11 protein-coding genes are annotated in these 12,256 nt (G+C 65.5%); 2 read left to right on the top strand and 9 right to left on the bottom strand.

Going from position 1 to position 12,256, the window contains the following annotated elements; translation table 11 throughout:
- Position 1 precedes the first annotated feature (1 nt).
- Together IU514_RS08095 and IU514_RS08090 are read right to left on the bottom strand one after the other, a co-directional pair.
- A complete protein-coding gene (locus tag IU514_RS08095) occupies positions 2–517 on the bottom strand; it encodes a hypothetical protein (RefSeq protein ID WP_194930596.1) in 516 nt (171 codons plus the stop codon).
- A gap of 574 nt (positions 518–1,091) precedes the next feature.
- Positions 1,092–1,922, bottom strand: a complete 831-nt coding sequence (locus tag IU514_RS08090) for a helix-turn-helix domain-containing protein (RefSeq protein ID WP_194930595.1) — start codon at positions 1,920–1,922, stop codon at positions 1,092–1,094.
- Between the two features lie 122 nt (positions 1,923–2,044).
- Between IU514_RS08090 and IU514_RS08085 the strand changes: the two genes are divergently transcribed.
- Together IU514_RS08085 and IU514_RS08080 are read left to right on the top strand one after the other, a co-directional pair.
- A complete protein-coding gene (locus IU514_RS08085; RefSeq protein WP_194930594.1) occupies positions 2,045–3,025 on the top strand; it encodes an alpha/beta fold hydrolase in 981 nt (326 codons plus the stop codon).
- Positions 3,026–3,194: 169 nt separating this feature from the next.
- Positions 3,195–4,721, top strand: a complete 1,527-nt coding sequence (locus tag IU514_RS08080) for a DUF1254 domain-containing protein (RefSeq protein WP_194930593.1) — start codon at positions 3,195–3,197, stop codon at positions 4,719–4,721.
- A 66-nt stretch (positions 4,722–4,787) separates the two neighbouring features.
- Here IU514_RS08080 and IU514_RS08075 read toward each other — a convergent pair whose 3' ends face one another.
- The 7 genes from IU514_RS08075 to IU514_RS08045 all read right to left on the bottom strand — a co-directional run bounded on the left by IU514_RS08075 (position 4,788) and on the right by IU514_RS08045 (position 12,215).
- Positions 4,788–5,147 (bottom strand): RcnB family protein, encoded by a 360-nt coding sequence (locus IU514_RS08075; RefSeq protein ID WP_194930592.1) that lies wholly within the window; start codon positions 5,145–5,147, stop codon positions 4,788–4,790.
- Positions 5,148–5,340: 193 nt separating this feature from the next.
- Positions 5,341–5,562, bottom strand: coding sequence for a hypothetical protein (locus IU514_RS08070; protein ID WP_194930591.1), 222 nt, complete (start codon positions 5,560–5,562; stop codon positions 5,341–5,343).
- Positions 5,563–5,683: 121 nt separating this feature from the next.
- Entirely contained in the window at positions 5,684–7,297 is a 1,614-nt protein-coding gene (locus tag IU514_RS08065; RefSeq protein WP_228760573.1) for a serine hydrolase, read from the bottom strand.
- A 2-nt stretch (positions 7,298–7,299) separates the two neighbouring features.
- Positions 7,300–8,445, bottom strand: a complete 1,146-nt coding sequence (locus IU514_RS08060; RefSeq protein ID WP_194930590.1) for a YkvI family membrane protein — start codon at positions 8,443–8,445, stop codon at positions 7,300–7,302.
- Positions 8,442–9,458 (bottom strand): N-acetyltransferase DgcN family protein, encoded by a 1,017-nt coding sequence (locus IU514_RS08055; protein ID WP_194930589.1) that lies wholly within the window; start codon positions 9,456–9,458, stop codon positions 8,442–8,444. The genes IU514_RS08060 and IU514_RS08055 overlap by 4 nt, the downstream gene beginning before the upstream one ends.
- A gap of 77 nt (positions 9,459–9,535) precedes the next feature.
- Positions 9,536–11,890: a TonB-dependent receptor gene (locus IU514_RS08050; RefSeq protein WP_194930588.1), complete on the bottom strand. Its 2,355-nt coding sequence runs from the start codon at positions 11,888–11,890 to the stop codon at positions 9,536–9,538.
- Positions 11,891–11,930: 40 nt separating this feature from the next.
- Positions 11,931–12,215, bottom strand: coding sequence for a hypothetical protein (locus IU514_RS08045; protein WP_194930587.1), 285 nt, complete (start codon positions 12,213–12,215; stop codon positions 11,931–11,933).
- Between the last annotated feature and the right edge of the window lie 41 nt (positions 12,216–12,256).

Below are 12,256 nucleotides of genomic sequence, written 5' to 3'. Positions count from 1 at the left end.
GTTACCAGTCCGCGACGCTGACGGATTCGCCGGACACGATCAGGCCGACCAGCTTGGGCTTGATCTCCTTGGCGAACGTGGCCGTTTCGGTGCGGGTGTACTCCGAACCGTTGGCGAGCTTGCCGCTCACCGTGACTTCGAGCTGGTGCTGCCCGCTGGCGACGTTGCCGGTGTAGAGGCGCTGCACGCCGCCCTTCTGCAGGGCTTCGAGCTCCTTGAAGCTGTAGATGTAGTGCGCCGTGGGCTGGCCGTCGACCTTCACGTCCACCGAGTCCAGGCGCAACGTGTCGCCCTTGGTGAGCTGCACGAAGACCGCGAACTGCGTATCGGACGGGTACAGCAGCTTTTCTTCGAGCTGGCTGAGTTCCGCGGCAATGGACAGCGCGTCGGATTTGACCTCCTGCACCTGCTCGTCCAAACCCTTCATCTGTTCGCGATAGCCGTCGCTCGCCCACGCCTGCATGCAGGCAGAGGCCAGCAGAAACGGGACCACCGTCCACAAGAAGATCTTCTTCATGCCATCCGCCTCACTGTTCCCTGGCCACGAACGCGCATCACCGATGCAGCCGCGCAAAGCAGGCGTCATGCGGTGGTCCGCTACGGTGGATTCGTTGTCCCCATTGACCGGCGACGTTGCGCGGCAATCGTTCGATTGCCTTGCCCCTTTGTCCTGCCGGTGAAAGCGGCGCGATTAGAACAGGGCTCAACTCGCGAGCAGTGAGATGCCCATTGCAGAACTTGTTACGCAGTGGGTCGGAAAGTGCTGATTCTTGTCAGAAGCCAACGCAATCTCTCAAGAGAACTGTGATGCACTGCTGCTCATCGATGCGAAGTGCGGTCTGCGCACGCGAGCCGAAAGGTGATCGGCAACTCGGTTATGCGCGAAGTGATGCTTCGTTCCGTTCGGTTGCAATCGAAGAATCGCAACAAGCGACACGCCGACCCGGCGACAGTGTTGTTGCGACGGCGTGCAGACTTTCGTCGAGACGTCGATCAAGTCGCGGGACGAAGGCGAGCGCTGGCGTGGCTGCGCTCGTCGCGCCACCCGTCGGATCCGCTCAGCATCCTGCTTCGTGCGATAGACCGGGTTTTCAGCGCTGGCTTTCCGAAGCCAGGCTCCGGCAAAGAGTCTCCGTTTCCTGGTCAACCGGAAAGCACGACTCGATATGCAGATCGTCGACCGTCACGTCCCACGGGGTTCCGAAGGTCGTGATGGTGGAGAAGAACCGGAACGTCCCCGCGCGGCCACGCAGCACCGTGGTCATCATCGAAGCCGGTGCGGCATTGGCGACCCTTCGTCGCCATGCCGCGGGCACGCCGGGATACTGGAGAACTTCTGCCAGCAGCTGCCTGGCCACCTCATCCGCCGGATTGGACGCCACCAGCACCTGCAGGTGACGCAGCAGGTCCTGCGCGATCTCGTTCCAGTTCTCCACGGCGGGGCGCAGTCCGTCGGGATCGAAGAACTGCCGGATCATGTTGGCGTGCTTCGGCGAACGTCCCTGCATCACGTCAGCATTGACGCGGGCGGCGGCTTCGTTCGCCCACAGGATGTCCCAGTGCCGGTTCATGACAAAGGCCGGGTAAGGCTCCTGCTGCGCCAGGATGCAGTCGATCGCGCGCTTGACCTGCGCCAGTTCGGGCCCGTCGATCCGCGACTCGCGGTACGCAGGCGCGTACCCCGCCGCCTTGAGCAGCAGGTTGTGATCGCGCAACGGCATGTTCAGCGCAGCGGCCAGGCGATCGACGACTTCGCGACTGGCCTGCGACTTGCCGGTCTCGATGAAGCTGAGATGGCGGGGTGAGATGTCCGCATCGACCGCGAGCGCGATCTGGCTCAGGCGCTGGGCATCGCGCCACTCACGCAGCAATGTACCGACGTCGCCGGCAGACGGTGTCTCCGCGGGCCTGAGCTGATTCATTGGTCACTCTCCAGTGAACTCGCATCCATTACGTCCGAGGTAATCATGTCATGACGCGCGAGGTCATTCGCAAGGCAGGCGGCCGGGGAAACAATGGGCTCATCGAATGATCGGAGCAGCCCATGAACCGCCGTACTTTCCTGAGCATGAGCGTCGCGGGCGGAGCCGCCCTGCTGGCCGGCAGCGCCTTTGCCGCCGCCACTGACAAGGCCACCGCTGGCGCCGTGTCGGTTGCCTCGGCCGCCGCCTTCGCCCAGGCACGCAAGTATCTGGCCACACCGTTGGGCGACATCGCCTACGTCGACGTCGGCCGCGGTCCAGCGGCGCTGTTCCTGCACGGCTTTCCTCTCAACTCCTTCCAGTGGCGCGATGCGATCCAGGGACTGGCACCGCACCGTCGTTGCCTGGCGCCGGACTTCCTGGGTTTGGGCTACACCCGGGTCGGTGAAGGCGTCAGCATGGAGCCCGCGAATCAGGTCGCCATGCTCGTGGCCTTCCTCGACAAGCTGGGCATCGACCAGGTGGATCTCGTCGGCAACGACAGTGGCGGTGCGGTGGCGCAGCTGCTTTACGTGCACCACCCGGAGCGGGTCCGCAGCGTGCTGCTGACCAACTGCGATACCGAGATCGAATGCCCGCCCAAGGCCATGGCGCCCGTGATCGAGCTGGCCGGCCAGGACAGGTTCGCGCAGGAGTGGCTGTTGCCCTGGTGGAAGGATCCGAACCTTGCGCGCACTCCCGACGGCTTCGGCGGCATGTGCTACCGCGACCTGTCCAATCCCACCAACGATGCCGTCGCGATGTACTTCACGCCACTGGTGGAAACCGAAGTGCTGCGTCAGCGGACAAACCGGTTCGCCCTGTCCCTGGCCAACAACTCGCTGGAAGGCATCGCCCCCGCGCTCAAGGCCAGCAAGACTCCGGTCAGCATCGTCTGGGGTACCGCCGACGACATCTTCAGTCTCGATGGGCTGAAGTACCTGATCGATCATGTCGGCAACCTCCAGCACGTCGAGCGCCTGGACGGCTACAAGTTGTTCTGGCCGGAAGAGCGCCCCGACGTGATCCGGGACCAGGCGCTCAAGCTGTGGAAGTCCATCTGACGACGGTGGGTTGCTGCTGACAATCAAACGACGGGCTGCGTTACAGGCTTGTTCGCATGCATGGAGGCCGGCCTTTTACCGGACTTTCACTCCGTCGCGGTGAGAGTTCGGAGCACTGAGCCGAGCGTACGCTCGCGGCTCCACACAAGCAGTTGGCGAAGGAATCCCCATGCCCAAGCGCCTTGTTCGCGACGTGCTTTCAAGCGTGATCGTCCTGCTCCTGGCGGGCGCATGCACGCGTACGACACCCTCACAAGCACCGGTCCAGCCCGATGCATCGGTGCCGGCTGCCAATCAACCGGCGCCGGCGCCCGTCACTGCGGCGCCCCAGGTTCCGGGTCCCGTCGCAGGCACGCGGATCACCGAAGCCTATGCACGCGCCGCCGCGAGGGATGTGTATTTCTGGGCGTGGACGCTGGTCAACGTCTACAACCGGCGCATCAATTTCCAGTCCCTGCCCGGGCCCGGCAGGCTCGGCGGCGTGCTGCCCGCGTCCCCGCTCAACAGCCTGAGCATGCTCACCGACTACGTCGCGCCGAGCCAGCGCGAGGTGGCATGCCCCAACCAGGATGTCGTGTATGGCGGTGGACCACTGGGACTGGATGTCGAACCGGTCGTCATCCAGGTGCCCGATTTCGGCGACCGCTTCTGGGTCTACCAGGTCGTCGATACGCGCACCGACAGCTTCGTCGACCTCGGCAAGATGTACGGCACTACGCCGGGTTTCTACCTGCTGGCCGGCCCGGGATGGAAGGGCGAAACCCCCAAGGGCATCACACGCGTCTTCCGCAGCAGCACCAACAGCGGCTACGTCATTCCGCGTGTCTTCCTCGATGCGACTGCCGAGGATCGCAAGGCAGTGCAGCCGTTGATCAGCCAGATCGACATGTATCCGCTGTCGAAGTTCGATGGGAAGATGAAGACGCGGGATTGGAGCAAGACGCCCGATTTCCCGGCCCCTCCCCCGCAGCCCGACGGAAGCGAGGCTCCCAAGGTCGACCCGAAGAAGTTCTGGGACGAATTGCCCGCAGCGCTCGCGGACACGACGCCACTGCCGGGTGAGGAGGCCCAATACGCGAAGGCGTTGTCTCTCGTGGAGGCAGCGAAGCGCGACCCGACGATCAAGGCTGCGATAACCGATGAAGCCGTGCGCACCGAGAAGGAACTCATCGCCCCATTGCTCGAGTTCCGCAACTTCGGCATTCCAGTCGCCGCGAACTGGAGCACCGTACGCAACGGCGCGAAGTTCGGCACCGACTACTTCACGCGCACGGCGGTGGCCAAGTCCAACATCTTCGTCAACAAGCCCAACGAAGCCACGTATTTCTACCAGGACCTGGATGCGAACGGCGCACGCCTCGACGGCGGCAAGCGCTACACGGTGACCTTCGCGAAGGGAGGGCCACCCGTGAAGGGCTTCTGGTCCCTGACGCTGTACGACGCGCAGCACTTCTTCGTGCCGAACACGATCGATCGCTATTCGCTCGGCACCAAGAACAAGGACCTGGTGGCGAACGCGGACGGCACGACGACCATCTACGTGCAGGCCGACGCCCCGGCCGACCCGTCGCAACGCACCAACTGGCTGCCATCACCGAAAGGCAAGCCGTTCTCGCTGTACATGCGTACGTACTGGCCGGATGCCGCAATCCTCGATGGCACGTGGTCGCCGCCGAAGGTCGAGCCGGTGCAATGACGGGCTCCATGGCCGGCGCCCTTGCGGCGCCGGCCATGCCAGGGTTTGCCCTGGCCTATCCGCGGCTCAGTGGTGCAGCAGGATGTCGGCGATGATGCCGGAGGCGACGGCGATCAGGACGTACCTGCCGTCCGGGCTGCGCACCCAGCGGTGTCCATGGGGCGGCGGAGCCAGGTCGTAGCGGCGGTAATCGTCGACATAGACGCGCTCTTCGACGTAGACCACGCCACGACGGTAATCGTGCCGGTGGTAGTCCCTGTACCTGCGGTCGTCATAGTCATCATCGTAATAGCGATGGTGATCGTGATGGCGGTCGTAATCGTGATCGTGGTGGTGATGGCGGTCGTGGTGCTTGTTCTTGGCGGTGACCGCCATCGGCGCCAGGCAAACGAGGCACATCAATGCGGCGGACAACAGGCGTTTCATGGATTCCCCAGGGTTTTCGGTTTGGCGCTGCGATCCTATGACGCCGCCGACGTTTGTCTCGCTCGCAATCAAGAAAAGTTGACGGCCGTCGCCGTTCTTCGATGGCGTCCTTTAACCGGCCTTTAGGAAAGCGCCATGGGAGCGCGGAAACGGGCATGCGCCCGGGGCCGCATAGGTCACGCCATTGCGGGGACTAATCCTCACCATCATCGGCGAGGTTCAGGTCTCGCACGATCGCCCCCAGCTCGGCCCGGACCGATTCGGTCAGGTCCGATGGTGCGCGCTCAAGGATGAGGCCCGCCCTGCTCGCGAACTTGCCAAAGAAGTCGGCGGAGTCGGGACTCTCCCGCAGCAGTCCTGGGACGTCATCGCGCAATGCCTGCAGTTGCGACTGAAGCGCGGGCCATGTCGACATCGGCGTGCTCCTGTAAGGCGCCCTCGGTCATGGACCATGGTAACCCTCGACCGGAGCGGAGCCGCGTCGGCTTACGGCAACCGCCGACGGCTGTTCCCCTCCTTCGCTCACGCACCCTCGTTCACTGCTTCACTGGCGTGAAAAGCAGGTCCTGGTAGTCGTAACTGAAATCCGCGATGGGCGAGACGGCCTTGAGCGTGATGCGATCGACTTTGCCCTCGGCGCCGAGCGCGAAGGTGAGGTACGCCGGTTCGATCGTCGGGTCGTCCCACACCGTGCGGAACGTGTCGTGCTGCGAATGCTCCAGACGGCCGGTCATGCCGGGCGTCCGGGTGAAGTCGACCCGCAGCCCGCCCCTGTCCTGCTTGATGTCCATCGGGCCGTACCACGGATCGCTGTAACGTCCGGCGTATTGCGGGATCGGCAGCGATGCCTTGCCGGACGACGCCACGCGTGTCTTCGCGCTCGCGTCGAGGGCCTTGAGCCCGCCATCGATGCGCGCATCGATGAACTCGTCGAATGCCGCAACCCAGTCCGACTTCGGCCGGCCGAGCTCGTGATCGATGATCTCGAGCGCCACACCGCGCATGACCTGCACGTCTTCCGCATTCATGAGCAGCGCGATGCCGAAGTTTCGCTCGGGAATCATCGCGACATACGCCTGCACGCCGAAGATGGCGCCGCCGTGATCCAGCATCTTCTCGCCGCGGTAGTCGCGCACGTTCCAGCCGAGCGCGTAGGCCGAGAACTTGGGCGCCGCCTCGGCGAGCTTGCCCGGCCACGTGGGCGTGGGCGTGAGCACCGCGGGCGTCCACATCTGCTTCGACTGGGCCTCGCTGAACACACGCACCGGCTTGCCGTCCGCACCTGCCCACGTGCCCTTGCCGAGCTGCACCTCCAGCCAGTGCGCCAGGTCGTTTGCGCTGGACGACAGGCCGCCGGCGGGCGCGCCGTTGTCGCCGAGCGTCTTGCGTTCGTCCAGCACGGCCTGCTCGCCCATGCCGCGCACGGCGCCGGACGTCCGGGCATGCGGCCAGGCGCGATTGGGATTGGCGAAGCGCGCGGCCTGCTCGGTGACGGAACTATCCATTCCGGCGGGCTTGAGCACGCGCTCGCGAACGAAGACTTCCCACGTTTTTCCGCTGACCTCTTCGATCAGCTGCCCGGCGACCGCGTACAGCAGATTGTCGTAGGCATAACCGCTGCGGAAGCTGGTGGCCGGCTTGATATGGCGCAGCGCGCGCACGGTATCGGCGCGGCTGCGCGAGGAGGTCGGGACGAACATCAGGTCGCCCGCGCCCAGGCCCAGTCCGCTGCGGTGCACGAGCAGGTCGCGCACCGTCATTTCGTTGGTCACCCACGGGTCGTACATCCGGAACCAGGGAATGTGGTCGATGACCTTGTCGTCCCAGGCCAGCTTGCCGTCGTCGACAAGCACGGCGAGCGCGGCAGCCGTGATCGCCTTTCCGGTGGATCCCGTCGGGAAGATGGTGTCGGCGTCCACGCGCTCGGGCGCACCGAGGCGACGCACGCCATAGCCCTTGGCGAGCACGGGCTTGCCGTCCTCGACGATCGCGATCGCCAGGCCCGGCACGCCGTGTGCCTTCATCGCCGCATCGACGCGCGCATCCAGGTCCGCAGGGGGCGCCGCGAATGCGGCACCCGACAACAGCGCCGCTCCCGACAGCATCGATCCCAGCAGCGACAAGCGCAGCGGAAAGCCATGTCCGGCCATGTTCATTCTCCTTGCAAGGAATGGGGTTGCCGGGCGAGCGGCACGCGCGGCGAGTTCCGCGACAGCCACCACACGCCGATCGTCAGCAGCGGCAGTACATAGACCGCCAGGAACAACCACGCCAGCCCGCGGTAGCCACTCGCGATCAGCGCCACCAGGCCGAAGTGGTCGGCAATGAAGATCGAACCCACGAGCAGCGCAGAGGCGATCGCGAAGCGGCCCACGACAGGCAACTCGTTTCCGCGCTGCACGCGCCAGCTCGCGGCGATGCGTTCGTTGGCGGCGTGCACCGCTGCCGCACCGCTTTCGAGCAGCGCGCTGAAGATCATGGCCTGGAACAGCAGGTGGAACACCGGCATGTTCAGCTGGCGCAGGATGTAATCCGACGGCAGTGCCTCGCTTCCGATCTGCGGGTACCACGCGATCATGCAGACGAAGAACAACAGCCCCGGCAGCATCGCCAGCGGTCCGGCCAGCACGCCGGCGACGACCGCGTCGCGCCGCGATTGGAAGTGGCGGACCAGCGGCAGGATCATCACCGCGCCGACGATGTTGTAACCGGCGTAGGTCAGTCCGCCCGGCAGCCAGCCGCCAATGGGGGCCGGCGCCGAGAAGTTCTGCATGGCCTGGCTGCCGAACTTCGTCAGCACGAACACCACGAACAGCGCATAGATGCCGTACAGGAAGAACGACACCCACTTGAACAGGCGTTCGACCGAATGGTTGCCGAAGGCAGTGAACAAGCCGATGCCGGAGACCAGCAGCAGCGTGCCGACGAGCTTGGGCCAGCCGAACATCGCTTCGCCGATCGCACCTGCAGCTGCGCCGAACACGGCAAGGATCAGCACCATGAACACCAGGTAGGCAATCTCGAACACGAAGCCGAATGGCCCGAGAAGCGTGTTGAAGAAGCTGCGGTAGTCGTAGCTGCGCGTCGCGTGCGCCAGCACGAAGGTCAGCGCGCACAGTGCGCTCCAGCAGACCATCGCGACCAGGATCGCCAGCACGCCGCCCTGCGGACCGCTGGGAATGAAGTACTCCGCCAGTTCACGGCCGGTGGCGTAACCGCCGCCGATCACCGCGGCCTTGAACGCCAGTCCCGGCAGCAGCAGGCGCTGGAACCAGCTCGATGAGGGTGTCCCGCTCATGCGAGGCACGACTCGACCAGCCGGTCGAACGAAGCACCGCCGCGCATCGGATCGGCGACCGGAAGCCCCAGCCGCTCGCTTTCCCACGCGATCAGGCGCCGCGCCGATTCCTCATCGAGCTTGGCGGTGTTGAGGCTGACGCCGGCGCAGCGGATGCTCGGCCGCGTGCGCGATCCGAGGCGCAGCGCGAGGTCGATGGTCTCGGCGATGCCGGGCACCTCGTAGCCGGGATGACCCAGCACGTGTTTGCGGCCGGGCTCGTGGCAGACCACGATCACGTCCGGCTGGCTGCCGTGCAGCAACGCGAGCGACACACCGGCGTAGGCCGGATGGAACAGCGAGCCCTGCCCTTCGATCACGTCCCAGTGGTTGGCATCCGCCTCCGGTGACAGCATCTCGGCCGCACCCGCGGCGAAATCGGCGACCACGGCATCCATCGGTATGCCACCGCCTGCAATCAGGATGCCGGTCTGCCCGGTGGCGCGGAACGTCGCGTCGATGCCACGGTTCGAGAATGCGCGGGCCAGTGCCAGCGCCGTGTATTTCTTGCCCAAGGCGCAATCGGTGCCGAGCGTCAGCAGCCGCTTGCCCTTGCGCGGTGCGCCGGACGCGATCGGGATGCCGGCCGGCGGCTGCCGCACATCGATCAGCTTGCGTCCCAATTGATCTGCAGCCTCGCGCAGCACGTCGAAGTCGCGCAGCCTGGCATGCATGCCGCTGATGATGTCCAGTCCGGCCTCCATCGCCCGCAGCAGCGCCGCGTGCCAGGTGAACGGGATGTACCCACCCGAGTTGGCCACACCGATCACCATCGACCTCGCGCCTGCCGCGTACGCCTGCTCCGGCGTGAGGAATGGAAGTCCGGTGGATACCGTTGCGCCCTGGCAGGCGTATTCGCCTATGCAGCGCTCGCCGGCCCAGTCGCGCAGGCCGAACGCGGTCTTTGCATAGCCGGGCTCCGTCGTGTCGCCGAGAAACAGCAGATAGGGTTGCGGCAGCAGGACTTCTGACATCAGGGTAATTCACCGGAAAGTGGGTGGCGGCCCGTGTTGCACGGGCGGCCCGGAGGCCGCCCGTCCGTGGCTTGCGGTTAGAAGCGGTAGTCGACTTCGACGCCGAACATGCGCGGCTGAATCGGCACGGCGCGGATGTGGTGCGTGCCGCCGTCGCCGACCTGGTCGGTGATGTCGTTCATCGACGAATAGCCACGCTCGTCGGTGACGTTCTTCATGTACGCGCGCACGCTCCAGTGTTCGTTGGAGAACGAGGCGTACAGGTCGAGCGCACCGTAGCTGTCGATCACCAGCGGTTCGGTGACCGTGCGCTGCACCTCGCCGAGCGGCGGATCGATGATGCTGATGACCTCGCGGTTGGTCGTGGCGTTGGTGCGGTCGTCGACCCAGCGCCAGCCGCCACCGAAGTTCGCGCCCCAGCCGCCGGAGAGCGGCATGTAGTAATCGGCCGTGAGCGACCAGGTCAGGTCCGGCACGTAGGGCATGCGGTCGCCCTTCAGGCCGGTGTTGACGTCGGCGCGGAGCGTGCCCAGGCCCGGGACCGGCTGGGTCACGGTGATGGTCGGGAAGTCCTCGTCGATCTCGGCGTCGTTGTAGGCACCGTTGAGGCCCAGGGTCAGGCCGTCGAGGGGACGCCACTGCAGCGATGCCTCGATGCCGCGGCTGGTGGCTTCACCACCGTTGACCAGGCCGCTGACGCCATTGACCTGCGACGCCACCTGGATGTCTTCCCAGTCGATCTGGTAGGCGGCGACGTCGAGCAGCACGCGGTTTTCGGCGAAGGAGGTCTTCATGCCGAGTTCGTAGCTGGTAAGCATCGAGGAGTCGACCGCCGGCGGCAGGCCCGGTGCGACGACGTTGGGACCGCCCGGCTGGTAGCCGGTGCCGGCCTTCGCGTAGACCATCATGTCCGGGTTGATCTGGAACTGCGGCGTGACGCTCCAGGTGAAGACGTCTTCGCTGGACGAGTTCGGGAACGTGCCGGTGCGGATCAGCGGGCCGCTCGATTCCTGCACGAAGTCCTGGTCGTTGCGCGAGAAGCGCACGCCGGCGCCGAGCTTGAACCAGTCATTGAACTTGTACGACGCGTTGCCGAAGACCGCGGTTTCCTCGTACGTGCTCGGGATGGACACCTGGCCCAGCACGCCGAACAGGTTGCCGAAAGGCGGCGGCAGCGGCGAGCCGTCCATCTGGGTCAGCGGAATGAACTGGTGGTTGTCGCCGTCCTCCTTGTCGTAGAAAGCGCCGACCAGCCACTCGAAGCTGTTGCCCGACTTGGACTGCAGGCGGAACTCCTGGGTGAACTGGTCCATGTCCAGCGTCTGCCGCAGGAATGACTTGCCCGGCAGCCCGAAGTCTGCGAGCAGCCCGCCGTACAGCAGCGTCAGGTCCTGGGTGAACAGCGTGCTCGTGTCTGAGTAACTGGTCGCGGAGACGAAGTCGGCGAAACCAAAGTCCCAGTCCACCGTCAGCGAGTAGTAATCCAGGTCCTTCTTGAACGGCTCGTCGACGAACACGAAGTTGCCCAGGCCGTTGTTCGCCTTGAGCGTCACCGGATCCAGAGCGATGGCGGCGTTGTTGTCGCTGTCGATCTCCTGGCGCATGGCGGACAGCTGCACGCTCGAGCCGTCCCCCTGCCAGCGCAGCGCGACGCGGCCGATGGTCTGGTCGCCGTCGTTGATGTCCTTGCTGCCGTCGACCAGGTTGTCGATGGAGCCGGCGATGTCGTTGCGCGCATAGCTCGCACGCAGCGCGAGGCTGTCGTCGATGAGCGGCACGTTCATGCCGAAGCGGTAGTTCAGGCCCGTATCGTCGGCGCCCTTGCTCTGCGAAATGCCCGCGCCCACCCGGAACTCGGTCTTCCCGGCGTCGGGCTTGACCATCGTGTACTTGATCAGGCCGCCCATCGAGCCGGCGCCGTACAGCGTGCCCTGCGGGCCACGCAGCACTTCGATGCGCTCCACGTCGAAGGGCAGCAGGTCCAGGGTGTACAGCGTCGCCTGCTGGTACAGGTTGTTGGAGCCGACCGGAGTTTCGTCCAGGTAGGTGCCGACGGTCGATCCCGGCGACAGCGCCGCGATGCCGCGCATCGAGACCTGCGTCTGGCCGGGCGTGCCGGAAGACTGCAGCTGCAGGCCCGGCACGTAGCTGGCGTAGTCGGACATCTGCGTCGAACTGAAGTTCTCAAGCTGCTGCGAGTCCAGCACGCTGACTGCGGTGGCGACCTCGCGGATGTTCTCCGCGCGCTTGTTGGCGGTGACCACGACGTTGTCGAGCGTCACGGGATCCGCAGCCGCCGCGGCTCCCGACGACTCGGCCGGGGCCTGCTGCGCAAGCGCCGGTCCGGCCATGCACAGCGCCAGGGTCAGCGAGATCGCGGTGGTCAACGAACGGCGCATCGGTGCCCGTTCGCGCGTGTGGTGCTTGTGCATGCCCATCTCCCCAAAAGGTTCGCCGTCGGATCGGCGTGTGTCAGCCAAGAACATCACCGCGCAGGCGCCGGGAGTTGCCTCCCGGTACGAGCCCGATGTCGGTGTCGGAATAGCCGCGACGAGTCAGCGCCGCGGTCAGTTCACAGTCGGAGCGCGGATGCCTCTCGACGAGATCGCGCGCCCGCTGCGAACAGGTTCGGAGTGCGGCATGGCTCCGGGATTCGATGGCCCCCGCCCAGACACCGGGAACCGACGCGGCGAACGCCGAGCCGTCCTGTGCCTTGAGCCAGTGGCGCCGTCCCTCCCCAGGGATCCCAAAAGCCATGCCGCACCCTCGAATGTCCTGATCAGGATATAAACATCCGG

This window comes from Lysobacter niastensis (assembly GCF_015453285.1).
GTDB lineage: Bacteria > Pseudomonadota > Gammaproteobacteria > Xanthomonadales > Xanthomonadaceae > Lysobacter_J > Lysobacter_J niastensis.
Note: the sequence above shows the minus strand (reverse complement) of the source record. Positions and strands in the feature narration are given on the sequence as shown.